Origin of the sequence: Ensifer meliloti (assembly GCF_030064585.1) — a bacterium.
Classification (GTDB): domain Bacteria; phylum Pseudomonadota; class Alphaproteobacteria; order Rhizobiales; family Rhizobiaceae; genus Sinorhizobium; species Sinorhizobium meliloti.
Genome location: NZ_CP120366.1, coordinates 1,305,891 through 1,321,423 on the forward strand (window position 1 = coordinate 1,305,891; position 15,533 = coordinate 1,321,423).

The window sequence follows — 15,533 nt, forward strand, 5'->3', positions numbered from 1 at the left end:
GCCAGCGATACTCAACCGGCTTTTGGCCGGTCCTTGGGATTGAACTGGGCGATAGCGATCCAATTGGCAGTGAGTGCAGGTTTATTCTCGTTCTCGATCTCAACCGTCACGTTGTAGGCTGTCATTAGTATGCTGGCGCGGCGTAAGCGGCAATCCGAAAGCACGAAGCGACCATGCACACGGCTGCCGGTCCTGACCGGTGAGATGAAGCGGACGCGGTCGAAACCGTAATTGATGCCCATGGTTTGCTCGCGAAACTTCGGCATACCGCTGAAGTTCATCACCGACAGAAGCGCCAGCGTCAAGAATCCATGAGCGATCGTGCCGCCAAACGGACTCTCTGCCGCTGCGCGGTTCGGATCTACGTGGATGAATTGATGGTCATGGGTCGCATCGGCGAAGAGGTTGATCATCGCCTGATCGATGGTGATCCATTTGGATGTGCCGAGTTCCTGCCCAACCAAGCTCGACACGTCCGAAAGGGAAATCTCATGCACGCGACCTCACATAATTGTTGTCCCTAACTGATCCTGGCTTGTGAGAGCGCAAGCAGGAGTTTTAGTCTTATCGGACCCGTCGTGCTGAGCCGAAGCATTCGATCCAGTAGGAGAAGGCACCCAGCGCCTTACGCGCCCGGCGAAGGCATCAAGATAAGTCAGCACGACAGGCACAAAGACCAAACTGAGGAGGGTGGAGGATATCAACCCGCCGATGATTGCATGGGCCATTGGCGCGCGCTGCGCGCCGCCTTCGCCCAAGCCCAGGGCTGTTGGGAGCATACCGAAAATCATGGCGAGGGTCGTCATCACGATCGGCCGGAGTCTTACCGCTCCGGCATCTGCAAGGCTCTGACGCAGGCTTTTGCCTTCGCGAACGCCTAGATTGGAGTAGTCGACCAGAAGGATCGCGTTCTTTGTCACCAAACCCATCAGCATCATGATGCCGATCATCGAGAACATATTGAGTGTGGAGCCCGTAAACAGAAGGCCAAGCAGGACACCCATCAAGGATAGCGGCATTGTCATGATGATGGCGATTGGCTGGATGAAGGAGCCGAACTGAGAAGCCAAGATAATGTAGATGAAGATGACGGCCATCGCCAGCGACTGGAGTGCATAGGCGGTGCTCTCGGTCAGGTTCTCCGCATCGCCGCCGAATGAAATTCGAAACCCCACTGGGATATCCATCTTTGTCATCGCGGCCTTCAGATCGGCCACAACGTCGCCCAACGTCCTTCCTTCAATGTTGCTGGATATGCGAATGTCCCGGGACAGATCCTTGCGGGTGATCTGAGCAGGCGCGGTGCTCTCGACGACATCGGCTACCTGATCCAGTAAGACCATTATCGGCTTGCCATTGTCGTCCATACGAGCGGTGGCGATTGGAAGATTACGGAGCTGTGCGGCGTTCTCTCGGCCGGCGGCGGGGAGGCGCACCACGACATCGTGGGTTTCTCCGTCAGGGCTGTTCCATACAGATATTGCATCACCCGCGACTAGTGACCTGAGTGTATCGCCTATCGTTGCGATCGACACGCCGAGATCGCTCGCCGCCTCGCGGCGTACCCGAACAGCCAGCGTTGGTCGAAGCTTTTCGATTGAAGATTCGATCTCCGTAGCGCCCGGAATGGCCGCAAGCACCGAGGTGATGTGATCGGAGATCCGTCGCAACTCCTCGTCACCATCCCCGAGGATCGACAATTGTAACGGCTTTATCGATCCGACCACTTCCGAACGCTGTCCGACTGAGATTTCGAGGCCGGCGATCCTGGAAAGCCGCCGGCGGATAGGACCGAGGGTTTCCGCCGTCTTCAGCCTCCTTTGACTGCTGTGCACAAGTTGCACGGCCACCAGGGCCTTGTTGAAGCCACGCATTTCCCCGGAATTGATAGTGGAATACGTCGAGGAGACATAATTGAATTCTCGCAGTGCTCGTTCGATCTGACCGACTTTCGCGGCCATGTAATCGAGGGAAGCGCCTTCGTTGGCTTCCAGCGATATGCTCACTTCTCCCTGGTCGGGTGGCGGCAAAAACTCAGTTCCGATGCGCGGAACAAGCAGCAGGCTGACGACAAACATGCCTAGGACAATAGCAATTGTCGTTTTCCGGTAGTCGAATGTGAAGTAGATAACCGAGCGATAGCGGCTTGCAAGTCCCTCGAACCATTGATCGAACCGCTCAATCAGTTGCCCGAAGAAACCTCGCTTGGCAGTTTTTTGAGATTGGGGATCGCACCAAATGCTCGACAGCATCGGATCAAGAGTAAAGGACACAAAGAGCGAAATGACCACGGCCACGGCTACGGTAACGCCAAACTGAAGGAAAAAGCGACCGATCAGCCCGCCCATGAAGGCAACCGGCAGAAACACAGCGACGATGCACAGTGTTGTCGACAGCACTGCAAGGCCAATCTCGTTGGTTCCATCCAGGGCCGCCCTTACAGGATCCTTGCCCATTTGTAGATGGCGAGTGATGTTTTCACGTACGACTATCGCATCGTCAATCAGAATGCCGATGGACAAGGAGAGTGCCATAAGCGTCATGATGTTCAGCGTGAAGCCGAGAGCGTAAATTGCCGCGAATGTGCCAATAACTGAAATGGGGAGGGTAAGGCCGGTGATAACCGTGGATCGCCAGGAGTTCAAAAATATGAACACGATCAGCACTGACAGAACACCTCCTTCGACCAGCGTTCGCTGTACTTGGGAAACCTGGGAGGCAATGGGGCGGGAGTTGTCACGTGTGATGGTGAGTTGGACGTTGTCCTTTGTCAGTTCTGCGTTCAGCGCGGAAACTTCCCTGCGAACTGCGGACGCAACCTCGACCGTGTTGGCGCCTTGGACCTTAACGATGTGCAAACCGAGAGTTGTCTGGCCTTGGTAGTTTGCAAGGCTGGTAACTTCGGCGCCTGTGTCGAGAATGGTTGCCACTTCCGAAAGGTAGACGGGATAGCCGTTTCTTTGAGCGACGATGATGCGGTTGAAGCCTGAAGTATTCGCAATGCGTCCCTCGACCGTTACGATTCGCTGATTGATGCCGGATATAAGCGTTCCCGCCGCCCGATCCTGGTTTTCGCCTCGGATTGCTTCGATGACGGTGGAGACAGCGAGGCCGTAGGCCCCGAGACGATCAGGGTCCACAACAACGAGAACTTGCCGCTCGCTGCTGCCAATCAGTGAAACTTGGCCGACGCCCGATATAACGCTCAGGCGATTGTTGATCACGCGAGTGGCAAGCGTGGTGATTTCGGGCAGCGTCCGGCTCGTCGAGGACACTGCAACAGAGAGGATTGCCTGGCCTTCCGGCTTGTATCGCGTGACCTGAGGGGTCGCCACTCCGTCGGGAAACTTAGTTTCAAGACGCGCAACCCTGTCGCGCACCTCCTGTGCCGCGTCCTGTGAATCGACATCGACTTCGAACTGCACCACGACGATCGAACGCCCTTCGTAGGATTCCGAAGTGATGGTGTCGATTCCGCCGATAGTGTTGAGCGCCGCCTCAATCGGCCGTGAGATCTCGCTTTCGACCGATTCGGGCGATGCTCCGGTGTAGGTGGTCGCGACCACTACGACTGGCAGGTCGGTCTCGGGGTAGTGATCGACACCGAGTCGACCATATGAAAACAGACCAAGGACAAGGATCATCACCATCATCATGGTAGCGAAGACCGGATGGTTGATGCTGACACGTGTGAGGAACATCCCTCAGATGCCCTCGATGATCACTGGCGTATTGGCGACGAGATCGGGCAATGGGGCGGTTACGATAACATCGCCCTCACTCACTCCCGACACCTGAACAAGATCACGGTCGCTCCAACTCCTGCCGAGCCCGACAGGTCGTCTTTGCAAAACGCCCGCTTCCACCTTGAGAACGAAAAAACCATCTGCGTCGTGTCGGATTGAAGTCGCCGGTAGTGCGATGACATCCTTCTGGTCGTCTACTCTTAGATCGCCGATGGTGAACATTCCGCCTCTCAACAGGCCTTCCTCGTTGTCGACGGCGATGAACACTCGCACAGCACGGGATCCGGCGTCGGCGGTGGGCGAGATACGAGCGACCTCTCCGGAAAACGTCCGACCCGGAAAACCCTCTACCATCAGCTCTACGGACTGCTTGAGGCGAATGAGCGGGATGCGGCTTGTGGGAACACCGGCGTCAACTTCCAGCCGATTGAGCTCGACAATAGTCATCAGTTGGGTATTCAGCGGAACTGTCTGGCCCTCTTCAACCGAACGCGCAGCAATAACGCCACCGAACTCGGCTCGCACTTCTGCATGGGAGAGCGATCGTTCGGCGTCCGAAACCTCGGCCTGTTTCGATCTAAGCTGCGCGCGAAGATCAAGCACATCCGCCAGCGCAGCAAGCCTCGTGGCCTCCGATGCCGCGCCTCGTTCACCCAGTCGCGTGTTTCGCTGAAGCACTGCCTCGGCGAGTTCGGTCTGCGCGCTAAGGGCATCCGCCTCTGCTTTTCGCCCCGTCACCGCCGATTCGAGAGCTCCCCTTTCGAAACGGACGAGGAGATCGCCGGCATTGACCACGTCCCCGATCTGAACAGGTAGTTCAATAATCGTCGAGGACACGCGCGAGGTCAGTGTAGAACGTCGAATGGGCGTTAGAGAGCCGACTATACGAACTTCGTTTGCCATGTCTTGCCGGACGGCGGTGCTTACGTCGGCTTTGGCAAGCTCGATCGGGCTACCGTGTTTAACCTGCCCAATTGCCCGACCTTGCGAAAGAACGATGGTCACGGCCAGGGTTGTGGCGAACGCCAGTTTCTGGAGATTGCACTGAGCAGATATCGTCATCTTGAGCTCTATTCGACGTTTGCTTAAATACGAGGTGTGGTGCTTTACGACGGAGGAGCGTTGCCAACTATGAAAGTGGGGCCATCATTCGACCGTTACCGATTTCGCAAGGTTGCGCGGCTGGTCCACGTCGGTCCCCATGAAGACGGCCGTATGGTAGGCGAGAAGCTGAAGCGGCAATGAGAAGATCATCGGCGCGATGATCTCGTCGACCTCCGGCAGCACGATCGTGTGCATCGTATCGAGCTTCGACGCGGCTGCACCTTTCTCGTCGGTTATCAGGATGATACGGCCGCCGCGTGCGGCCACCTCCTGCATGTTCGATACCGTCTTGTCGAAGAAGCGGTCATGCGGCGCGATGACGATGACGGGCATGTTTTCGTCGATCAGGGCGATCGGTCCGTGCTTCAGTTCGCCCGCGGCGTAACCTTCGGCGTGGATATACGAAATCTCCTTGAGCTTCAGCGCCCCTTCCATTGCCAGCGGGAAACTGGTGCCGCGGCCGAGATAAAGGACGTCGTGGCATTTGGACAGTTCGCGCGACAGACTCTCGATCTTCGGCTGGATGCTGTTCAGCACCTGACCCATGATGCGCGGCATTTCGGCAAGGCTCTTTACGAGCGCTTGCTCCTCTTCGCCGCTGATCGTTCCGCGGGCCTTGCCCGCGCCGACCGCAAGGGCGGCCAAGACGGCAAGCTGGCAGGTAAAAGCCTTGGTCGAGGCGACGCCGATCTCAGGGCCCGCAAGAATCGGAAAGACCGCATCGGATTCCCGTGCGATGGTCGACTCGCGGGCATTGACCACCGCGCCGATCTTGAGGCCGTGCTCCTTGCAATATCTCAGCGAGGCCAGTGTGTCGGCGGTCTCGCCCGACTGGGAGATGAAAAGAGCCGCCGACTGCGGCGACAGCGGTATCTCGCGGTAGCGGAATTCGGACGCGACGTCGATTTCGACCGGCAGGCGGGCATAGCGCTCGAACCAATATTTGCCGATCAGGCCGGCGAGATAAGCTGTGCCGCAGGCAGAGATCGCCAGGCTCGGGACCTTGCCGAAATCGATGGCGTCGGAAATCGGAACGACACGGTTTTCTATGAAATTCACATAATGCCCGAGAGCATGGGCGATGACCTCCGGCTGCTCATAGATCTCCTTCTCCATGAAATGGCGATGGTTGCCCTTGTCCACCAGAAAGGCAGCAGCCGTCGAAATCTGGCGCGGACGTTCGACGACATTGCCGTCGAAATCGAAGATATGGACGCCGGTCTTGCCGATGACGGCCCAGTCACCATCGATGAGATAGGTGATTTCATTGGTGAAGGGAGCAAGCGCGATCGCGTCCGAACCCAGGAACATCTCGCCGTTGCCGTGGCCGATCGCCAGCGGCGGCCCGTTGCGTGCCGCCATGATGGTCGACGGATCGTCCTCGAAGAGAACGGCCAGTGCGTAGGCGCCCTTGACGCGCTTCAGCATGGCATGCATCGCCTCGCGCCGCCCCAGTCCATCGCGCCGGTATTTCGCCAGAAGATGCGCGACGACCTCGGTGTCCGTCTCCGTCTGGAATTCCGCTCCTCCTGCCGCCAGCTCGTCCTTGAGCTCGGCGAAATTCTCGATGATGCCGTTGTGAACCACGGCGACGCCTTCAGTGAAATGCGGGTGGGCGTTGCGTTCCGTGGGTGCTCCATGGGTTGCCCAGCGCGTGTGGGCGATGCCGATGGGGCCGGCCAGAGGCTCCTCTCTCAACCTGCTCTCGAGGTTGACCAGCTTGCCCTCGGCCCGCCGGCGCTGCAGCGTTCCCGCGTCGATCGTCGCGACGCCGGCCGAATCATAGCCGCGATACTCCAGGCGCTTCAATGCTTCGACCAGCCGCTCCGATACCGGCTGATTCCCCACGATGCCAACAATCCCGCACATGTTCTCTCCGAAATAATCTAGGCGCAACAGTAGGACTACGGACGACCGCCCGCCCGCCTTCATTCAGGGTGTCCTAAATAACATTCAGCAAGATTGGTAAAATCGATTATGAGGATAGCAATCATCCACCCTATGGATAAGAAAAGATGGGCTCGCAGCCGGTAGCTCGAACCCCTGCTAAAAAACTGGCGCCGGAGGCCGACCTTCACGAACAATGGGCGGCGGTAACCGCTATGGGTGTCCGAACAGAGCCGGCACGGTTCGTAACGATCAACGCCCCGCTACGCTGCCCATCGATACTTATGCGACGTACCAGAACCCAGTCGGCCGGCGAGGAGACCCATGGTTGATTCCATTCAAGGGGACAGACGATGCGCCGTACCGGGGAAAGTCGCGTCAACTTACGAAGCCGCTAGCCGCTACTTGATCTAGTTCCATGGCGGTTTGGCACACGTCCGAGGTCGTTGCCGGGCAGCGCATTGGCCGATCCAAACATAACAAAAAGGCATACTGCTACGTACAGGAGCATCGGCACCTACTCGCCTAAAAGCTGAGGTCGATGAGTGGATTACCATGTGCTAATATGCGCGAGAGTTCCTGGAGGCTACGGCTGCCTTTTCGCGCTCGGCTTGATCGCATGATAGCCGCTTTAGTCTCCCGTCCGGAGCCTTTCCGGTTCAGCCGACCTGCTCTACCGATAGTGTCCGAATGGGGAGCGGCCTGATCAGCGATTTCGCGGACACCGTTGGGTCGAGCCAGTCGGCCCAGGCGCTGCGCTCGAGAATGACGATCTGCCGGTCGTGGTATGGGGCAATGTCCGGCCCCGGCTCCATCGTCAGCATGGTGAAGGCTTGGCCGACCCCCGGCATTTCGCGCCAGATGCCGGCGATGCAGAAGATCGGCTCGTCCTTCTTGGTGAAGAGCCATTTGTCCTTCCGTTTCTTCTTGGGGTCCTTCGGTTCGGTGAACTCGTAGAAGCCGTCGGCGATGATCAGGCAGCGATTGGAATTGAACTCGCGCCCCTCAGATCGGAAATTATACACCGGCCGCTTGTTCGGCCCGGGCCAGCTCCAGCGCCGCTGCACGAGCTCGACCTCATCGGGGGCTCCGTCAAGCGTTCTGACGATGGGGCCGACATCGGTGATCTTGATGTCCTCGCGCGGTTCAAGATTCGGCGCGCCTTCGCCGAAACGGACCTTGATCTTCAGGTCGGCGAAGTCCTCGACGATCGAGGCGACATCCACCATCAGCCGATAATCATTGCACATGCATCCTCCGTCTCAGGTCTGATTGTGTGGGTGTTGTTCCTGCTATGTTCTAACTATGACGAGTGCGACCGTTTTCCAGTCCGACGCTCCGCTCGACGAGCGCCGGGTGATCATAAGGCGCCATGACGGCGATGTGGAGATGGTGGAATTGCCGTGGGGGCTGCGCCCGCGCGACGGCGATGCGCGCGCCGTGAACGTCGTTCGATCGGAAGGAAGGACGTTTCCGACCCACCGCTGCCTGGTGCCCGCTTCCGAGTTTCGCCACCGAACCTTCAGTTTCTCGCTCGCGAATGGTGACTGGTTCTATTTCGCGGGGATTTGGCGGCCGGCGATCAACGACTGGCCAGAGTCCTATGCCATCCTGACGATCGAGGCGAATGACGATCTTGCGCCGTTTCACGACCGGCAGATGGTGGTTCTGAGACGGGAGCAACGCATGGCCTGGTTCGACGGACTGGTACCCGAAGGCGAAATTCTTCGCCGGCTGCCGGCAGGGTCCGGGTTACGCGCCATTCAACCTCTCCTGTTCAGCCGATGCTGGCAGTCTAAAGCGCCAGCCGCAGCTGCGGTTCCGTTTGTAGCGTCTGCCGTTCCAACGATGACAGCGAAACGCCGAGCAGGCGGATTCCCCTTCGCGGCGGAAAGATTGGTGCGAGAAGCAAGCCGACCACCTCCTCGAGATCACCGATCGTTTGCAAAGGTGCCGCAACCGTCTTGCTCCGGGTGATCTGGAAAGTCGGCATATTTCACCTTGAGCGGCACGGTCTTGGCGCTGATCTCTTTGGCCTCGCAATAACTCCAGACTTTCTCGATCAGCGGCTGAAGACCTTCGCGAGCCGCCTCAAAGGAATGGATATCCTCGGAGGGACGTGTCTTCCGCGCCGACGGATTTTCGCACCCGGTCCGCCTTGATACCACGGGCAATACCGTAGAAACATGGCCCCGACTCCCCGAAATGCTCCACCAGAAACTCGAGCGTCTGCTCCTTGAGGTCTGCGCGTGTTTCTATCCCAAGCCGATGCATCTTTTCGGCTGTGGCGGGCCCGACGCCGTGAAACTTCTTGATCGGAAGCTGCTCGACAAGCCGGGCCGTTCTTCGGCGTGATGACGAACTGGCCGTCCGGCTTGTTCTGACCGGAAGCCATCTTCGCCAGGAACTTGTTGTAGGAGATGCCGGCGGAGGCGCTGAGCTCTGTCGTCGCTTTGATCTTTGCCCGGATTTCCTGGGCGATGACGGTGGCTATCTCCGTGCCCTTCAGGATTTCGGAAACATCGAGATAGGCCTCGTCGAGCGATAGCGGCTCGATCATCGGCGTGTACTCGGCGAATATCGCGCGGATCTGCAACGAGATGGCCTTGTAGCCTTCGAAACGTGGTTTGACGAAGATCAGATCGGGGCATTTGCGCTTCGCAATGACCGAAGCCATCGCCGAATGAACGCCGAACTTTCGCGCCTCGTAGCTGGCGGCCGCCACCACGCCGCGGGCGGCAGGATAGCCGACGGCGACCGGCAGGCCCCGCAGGTCGGGATTGTCGCGCTGTTCGACCGATGCGTAGAAGGCATCCATGTCCACATGCACGATTTTGCGCGGCCGCTCGCTGCCTTCGTCGTTTGTCATGGCCTCGCCTCCATCAGGACAATCTGTATCGCCCAGACATGGGAAGTGCGCGCCGCATTTTGTCACCCTACGGTGCTTGTATGGGCTCGCAGCCCATCGCCATGCGCCGGCGGATCACAGCGAAGGTCATGCCAGCGCCAAACGCTTTCACCAACAGCTTGCGCTCAAGCGCGCAGTGCCGATGACATGGGCACAGATGAATTCGACGATCGGCTTCCGGCGATTCTTCAGTTTCGGGGCCAGATCGTTCATAGGCTGCCGTGGGCGCATGCGAAAAATTCCCATTCCCGCCATCGATTTGAATCCGTTGGCGGAATTCTCCGATGGGCACTGTCGCTCAACTTCCGCGCGCCACATGCGCATTGACTCATGTCCGCTTTGAGAACAAATACAGAACATATTGCGCCATCTCAAGCCGAAAACGGGTTGCCGTAAAGGAGATCATGTCCGCAGCCGTCGCCACTTCGAACCCCGTCCTCCGCGAGTTGCGCGGGAAAATCGCCAGCTTGGAAGGGGCAGGCTCACGCAATCGGAGCATCTTACCGTTCGGGGTCCCCGAGCTCGACGCGCAACTGCCGGGAGGTGGGCTCGCCTTTGGCGCGCTGCACGAAGTGGCCGGTGGCGGAAACGGCGCGATCGATGGAGCCGCCGCGGCACTCTTCATCGGCGGCATCGCCGCCCGTACCACCGGCAAGGTGGTCTGGTGCCTGACACGCTTCGATCTGTTCTTTCCGGCGCTCGCCCAGGTCGGGCTTCATCCCGACCGCGTCATTTTCGTCGAGTGCGATAAGGAAGAGACGGTGCTCGCAAGCTTTGAAGAAGCTTTGCGTTACGGCGGCCTCGGCGCCGTGGTTGCCGAACTGGTGCGACTGCCGATGACGGCATCCCGCCGCTTGCAGCTCGCGGCGGAAAAGTCGGGGACATTGGGGCTGGTGATCCGCCGCTGGCGGCGCCAGACGGAAGCCTCGGACTTTGGCATGCCAACGGCTGCGGCAACGCGCTGGCGGATCTCGGTGCTGCCGTCCGAGCCGCTTCCCGTGCCGGGTGTTGGCCGGGCGCGATGGCTGGCGGAGCTTATGCGCGTGAGAGCTGGGGAGGGAGGCGAGTTCATCATCGGAGCATGTGATGGCCAGGGTCGTATCTGTCTTTCTTCCGAAACTGCCAACGGACCGGATCAGGCGGGCCGATCCTTCGCTATCGGTCGAAAAGCCGCTGGTGGTCATCGCCAGGAGCGGTTCGAAGCGATGGATTTCGGCAGCTGATACGGCGGCGACCAAGCTCGGCCTTCGGGTCGGCATGCCGGCCGCCAAGGCGCAGGCACTGGTCCAGGGTCTGGTGATGATCGATGCCGATACGGCAGCCGATCTCGCTGCCCTCGAACGGCTGGCGCTCTGGGCCTTGTCACAATATTCTCCGGTTGTCGCGATGGACCCTCCCGACGGTATCGTCATGGATACCGAAGGCGCCGATCATCTTCAGGGCGGCGAGGACTTGATGCTTTCCGGCCTCGTCAATCGCTTCCGCGGCCGGGGTCTCGCTGCCCGCGCGGCAATCGCCGATACCTGGGGTGCCGCGCATGCGCTTGCCCGGACCACAGATCGCGAGACGGTCATCGTCGGGCGCGGCGATGCCGCCAGGGCCGCGAACCGGCTGCCACTGTCGTCGCTGCGGCTGCCGGCCGAAACTGTTCAAAGCCTTCGAACCCTCGGCTTTACCACCGTCGGCGACTTGGCTGCCACACCGCGGGCACCGCTGACGCTGCGCTTCGGCCTGGAGGTCGGCCGCCGTCTCGATCAGATGTTCGGCCATATCGCTGAGCCGATAGATCCGATCCGGCCGGCGGAACTTGTCGAGGTCCAAAAATCTTTCGCTGAGCCCATCGGCGCGCCGGAAACGATCGAGAAATATGTGAGCCGCCTGGTGCGGCAGCTCTGTCTTGAGCTCGAGAAGCGCGGGCTTGGGGTCAGACGCGCCGACCTCATCGTCCATCGCGTCGATAACACCATTCAGGCACTGAGGGCGGGGACGGCGAAGCCGGTCCGTGACATCGCCTGGCTGACGAAACTCTTCCGCGACCGCATCGAGAGGATCGAACCAGGCTTCGGCATCGAGAAGCTCGGTCTTGCGGCCATCCTCGCCGAGCCGCTGATCGAGGCACAGTCAGCCTCGTCACTCATTGAAGAACAGGTAACCGATGTGACGCCGCTCATCGACGTGCTTGGCAATCGCGGTGGACAGCGGATATTCCGTGTGGCCCCGGTCGCAAGCGATGTCCCGGAACGTAGCGTCCGGCGGATCGCTCCGATCGCCGACGAGGACGGCGCCACCTGGCCGCTCAACTGGCCAAGACCGCCGCGGCTTCTGGCGCGTCCCGAACTGATCGAAGTGATCGCGCTTTTGCCCGATCATCCGCCCGTCTCGTTCACGTGGCGCAGCAAGCGGCGCAGAGTGAAGCGCGCCGACGGACCGGAGCGGATATTTGGGGAGTGGTGGAAACGCAGCTCAGAATGCGTTGCGGTCCGCGACTATTTCGTCGTCGAGGATGATAGGGGCGAGCGCTTCTGGATTTTCCGATCCGGCGACGGCGTCGATGCGGAAACAGGATCGCATAAGTGGTTCATGCACGGGATGTTTGCGTGATGCGCTACGCCGAGCTCCAGGTCACCACGCATTTCTCGTTCCTGAGGGGCGCAAGCTCGGCTGAGGAACTGTTTGCCACCGCAAAGCTGATGGGTATCGAAGCGCTCGGCGTCGTCGACCGCAACAGCCTGGCGGGCATCGTCCGGGCGCTGGAGGCGTCGCGCGCCACAGGCCTGCGGTTGGTCGTCGGCTGCCGGCTCGATCTGCAGGACGGCATGTCGATCCTCGTTTATCCGACCGATCGCGCTGCCTATTCGCGGCTGACGCGGCTGCTGACCTTGGGCAAGGGCCGGGGCGGGAAGGCAAACTGCATCATCCATTTCGACGATGTGGCGCTCTACGCCGAGGGCCTGATCGGCATCCTGGTGCCGGACTTGGCCGACGAGGTCTGCGCCGTGCAGCTCAGGAAGATAGCGGAGGTCTTCGGCGACCGCGCCTATGTCTCTCTTTGTCTTCGTCGTCGGCCCAACGATCAGCTGCGACTGCACGAGCTAACGAACCTGGCGGTCAAACACCGGGTAAAGACGATCGTCACCAATGATGTGCTGTTTCATGAGCACGGCCGCCGGCAGCTGCAGGATGTCGTCACCTGCATCCGCACCGGCATGACCATCGACGATGTCGGCTTTGAGCGCGAGCGGCACGCCGATCGTTACTTGAAGCGGCCGGAAGAAATGGCCCGTCTCTTTCCGGCTTACCCGGAAGCGCTGGCGCGAACCATGGAGATCGTCGAGCGCTGCAGGTTCTCCTTGGAAGAGCTCGTCTATCAATATCCCGAGGAAGCGCTGATCCTAGGCATGACGGCACAACAGTCGCTGCAGCACTACACCTGGGAGGGGGTCAGGGCGCGCTACCCCGAGGGATTGCCGGCTCATGTCGAGAAGACCATCCGCCATGAGCTGGCGCTGATCGAGACGATGAAATATGCGCCTTACTTCCTGACCGTCTTCTCGATCGTCCGCTATGCCCGGTCGCAGGGCATTTTATGTCAGGGCAGGGGATCGGCCGCCAATTCCACCGTTTGCTACGTGCTCGGCATCACCTCGATCGATCCCGAGACCAACGATCTCCTGTTCGAGCGCTTCGTCTCCCAAGAGCGCGACGAGCCGCCCGACATCGATGTCGACTTCGAGCACGAGCGGCGCGAGGAGGTGATCCAGTGGATCTACAAGACCTATGGCCACGACAAGGCGGCTCTCTGCTCGACCGTCACCCGCTATCGGGCCAAAGGCGCCATTCGCGATGTCGGCAAGGCCCTTGGTCTGCCGGAGGACCTGATCAAGACGCTCTCCTCCGGCATCTGGTCCTGGTCGGAGACCGTCGGCGAACGGCAGGTGCGTGAACTCGGCCTCAATCCGGACGATCGGCGTCTCACTTTGACTCTAAAACTTGCACAGCAGCTGATGGGTGCGCCGCGCCACCTCGGTCAGCATCCCGGCGGCTTCGTGCTCACCCATGACAGGCTCGATGATCTGGTGCCAATCGAGCCGGCGACCATGGCCGACCGGCAGGTAATCGAATGGGACAAGGACGACATCGAGGCGCTGAAATTCATGAAGGTCGACGTCTTGGCGCTCGGCATGCTGACCTGCATGGCCAAGGCATTCGCGCTGATCAGCGAGCACAAGCATGAGGATATCGATCTTGCCACCATCCCGCAGGAGGATCCGGCGACTTATGCGATGATTCGAAAGGCCGACACCCTAGGCACATTCCAAATCGAAAGCCGGGCGCAGATGTCCATGCTGCCACGCATGAAGCCGAGAACCTTCTACGACCTCGTCATCCAAGTGGCGATCGTCCGTCCCGGGCCCATCCAGGGCGACATGGTCCATCCCTATCTCCGCCGGCGCGAAGGCAAGGAGAAGGTCGAGTACCCGACGCCCGAATTGGAGGCGGTTCTCCACAAGACACTCGGCGTGCCACTGTTTCAGGAGTCGGCGATGAAGGTGGCCATGGTCTGTGCGGGGTTTACCGGCGGCGAAGCCGACCAGCTCCGGAAATCCATGGCGACCTTCAAGTTCACAGGTGGTGTTTCGCGATTCAAGGACAAGCTAGTGAACGGCATGACCCGAAACGGCTATACAAAGGAGTTTGCGGAAAAGACATTCTCACAGCTCGAAGGCTTTGGCTCCTATGGCTTCCCCGAGAGCCATGCTGCCTCTTTCGCACTGATTGCCTACGCCTCCAACTACATCAAATGCCATTTTCCGGATGTCTTCTGCGCGGCGCTGTTGAACTCGCAGCCCATGGGGTTCTATGCCCCCGCCCAGATCGTCCGGGATGCCCGCGAGCATGGTGTCGAAGTCCGGCCGATCTGCATCAACCGGTCACGCTGGGACTGCATGCTTGAGCCAATCGACGGCTCCGGCGGGCATGCGGTCCGGCTCGGCATGCGCTTGGTGCGCGGTCTGGCGACCGCCGACGCCGCGCGGATCGTAGCCGCCCGCGCCGACGAACCCTTCACATCGGTTGACGACATGTGGCGGCGATCGGGCGTGCCGGTCGCCTCGCTGGTCGAGCTGGCTGAGGCCGACGCCTTCCTGCCGTCTCTCAGTCTCGAGCGACGGGATGCCCTCTGGGCAATCAAGGCATTGCGCGACGAGCCGCTTCCGCTCTTCACCGCCGCCGCCGATCGCGAGGCTCGGGCAATTGCCGAACAGCAGGAGCCGGAAGTCGAGCTAAGACAGATGACCGACGGTCACAACGTCGTAGAGGACTACAGTCATACCGGCCTGACGCTCCGGGAGCATCCCTTGCGTTTCATGCGGGACGACCTCGCCAAGCGCCGGATCGTCACCTGTGCCCAGGCGATGAGGGCGCACGACGGGCAATGGCTGATGGCCGCCGGCCTGGTGCTGGTGCGTCAGCGGCCGGGATCGGCGAAGGGAGTGATGTTCATCACGATTGAGGACGAAACCGGTATCGCCAACATCGTCGTCTGGCCAAAGCTCTTCGAGCGGTCGCGCCGCGTGGTGCTCGGCGCCAGCATGATGGCCATCAACGGCAGGATCCAGCGCGAAGGCGAGGTGGTTCATCTCGTCGCCCAGCAGCTCTTTGATCTCTCGGCCGACCTGTCGAGCCTTGCCGAGCGCGATGGCGCATTTCGGCCGCCGACTGGCCGTGGCGACGAATTCGCCCATGGTTCGCCGGGCAGCGCGGATTCCCGCGGAAAGGCTCCTCGGGGCGTTCGCGCGAGGGACATACTCGTGCCGGATCTTCATATCGATACGCTGAAGATCAAGAGCCGGAATTTCCAGTAGCGCCGGAGCGCGGCTCCTGGTCGT

General features: G+C 60.1%; 8 protein-coding genes and 2 pseudogenes. 4 read left to right on the forward strand and 6 right to left on the reverse strand.

Annotated elements, in window-relative coordinates; genetic code table 11:
* Positions 1-11 precede the first annotated feature (11 nt).
* The 5 genes from nodN to PZL22_RS30865 all read right to left on the reverse strand — a co-directional run bounded on the left by nodN (position 12) and on the right by PZL22_RS30865 (position 7,987).
* The gene (gene nodN, locus PZL22_RS30845; RefSeq protein ID WP_013845736.1) at positions 12-497 is read right to left on the reverse strand and encodes a nodulation protein NodN; all 486 of its coding nucleotides are present in this window, start codon (positions 495-497) and stop codon (positions 12-14) included.
* A gap of 6 nt (positions 498-503) precedes the next feature.
* The gene (gene nolG / locus PZL22_RS30850) at positions 504-3,701 is read right to left on the reverse strand and encodes a nodulation protein NolG (RefSeq protein WP_127627105.1); all 3,198 of its coding nucleotides are present in this window, start codon (positions 3,699-3,701) and stop codon (positions 504-506) included.
* Positions 3,702-3,704: 3 nt separating this feature from the next.
* A complete protein-coding gene (gene nolF / locus PZL22_RS30855) occupies positions 3,705-4,808 on the reverse strand; it encodes a nodulation protein NolF (protein WP_127584552.1) in 1,104 nt (367 codons plus the stop codon).
* An 84-nt stretch (positions 4,809-4,892) separates the two neighbouring features.
* A complete protein-coding gene (gene glmS, locus PZL22_RS30860; RefSeq protein WP_284718750.1) occupies positions 4,893-6,719 on the reverse strand; it encodes a glutamine--fructose-6-phosphate transaminase (isomerizing) in 1,827 nt (608 codons plus the stop codon).
* 677 nt (positions 6,720-7,396) lie between these two features.
* Complete coding sequence (locus PZL22_RS30865; protein WP_014989989.1) at positions 7,397-7,987, reverse strand: SOS response-associated peptidase; 591 nt, start codon at positions 7,985-7,987, stop codon at positions 7,397-7,399.
* 55 nt (positions 7,988-8,042) lie between these two features.
* Here PZL22_RS30865 and PZL22_RS30870 point away from each other — a divergent pair.
* Positions 8,043-8,536: pseudogene (locus PZL22_RS30870) on the forward strand (SOS response-associated peptidase family protein).
* On the opposite strand, the pseudogene dinB reads toward PZL22_RS30870, so the two are convergent.
* Positions 8,533-9,606: pseudogene (dinB, locus tag PZL22_RS30875) on the reverse strand (DNA polymerase IV). The pseudogenes PZL22_RS30870 and dinB sit on opposite strands and share 4 nt — an antisense overlap.
* A 443-nt stretch (positions 9,607-10,049) precedes the next feature.
* On the opposite strand from dinB, the gene PZL22_RS30880 reads away from it, so the two are divergent.
* From PZL22_RS30880 to PZL22_RS30890, 3 genes are read left to right on the forward strand one after another with little or no spacing between them, the layout of a single operon-like run.
* The gene (locus PZL22_RS30880; RefSeq protein ID WP_127626967.1) at positions 10,050-10,868 is read left to right on the forward strand and encodes an ImuA family protein; all 819 of its coding nucleotides are present in this window, start codon (positions 10,050-10,052) and stop codon (positions 10,866-10,868) included.
* On the forward strand, positions 10,822-12,246 hold the full coding sequence (locus tag PZL22_RS30885; protein WP_027991000.1) for a Y-family DNA polymerase: 1,425 nt from the start codon (positions 10,822-10,824) through the stop codon (positions 12,244-12,246). Before PZL22_RS30880 ends, PZL22_RS30885 begins: the two co-directional genes overlap by 47 nt.
* The gene (locus tag PZL22_RS30890) at positions 12,246-15,509 is read left to right on the forward strand and encodes an error-prone DNA polymerase (RefSeq protein ID WP_127701488.1); all 3,264 of its coding nucleotides are present in this window, start codon (positions 12,246-12,248) and stop codon (positions 15,507-15,509) included. The genes PZL22_RS30885 and PZL22_RS30890 overlap by 1 nt, the downstream gene beginning before the upstream one ends.
* Positions 15,510-15,533 lie beyond the last annotated feature (24 nt).

Bases quoted from the DNA above. Each gene is read 5' to 3' on its own strand.
- nolF (WP_127584552.1), bottom strand. From the start codon at position 4,808: ATGACGATATCTGCTCAGTGCAATCTCCAGAAACTGGCGTTCGCCACA.
- PZL22_RS30890 (WP_127701488.1), top strand. From the start codon at position 12,246: ATGCGCTACGCCGAGCTCCAGGTCACCACGCATTTCTCGTTCCTGAGG.
- PZL22_RS30880 (WP_127626967.1), top strand. From the start codon at position 10,050: ATGTCCGCAGCCGTCGCCACTTCGAACCCCGTCCTCCGCGAGTTGCGC.
- nolG (WP_127627105.1), bottom strand. From the start codon at position 3,701: ATGTTCCTCACACGTGTCAGCATCAACCATCCGGTCTTCGCTACCATG.
- PZL22_RS30865 (WP_014989989.1), bottom strand. From the start codon at position 7,987: ATGTGCAATGATTATCGGCTGATGGTGGATGTCGCCTCGATCGTCGAG.
- glmS (WP_284718750.1), bottom strand. From the start codon at position 6,719: ATGTGCGGGATTGTTGGCATCGTGGGGAATCAGCCGGTATCGGAGCGG.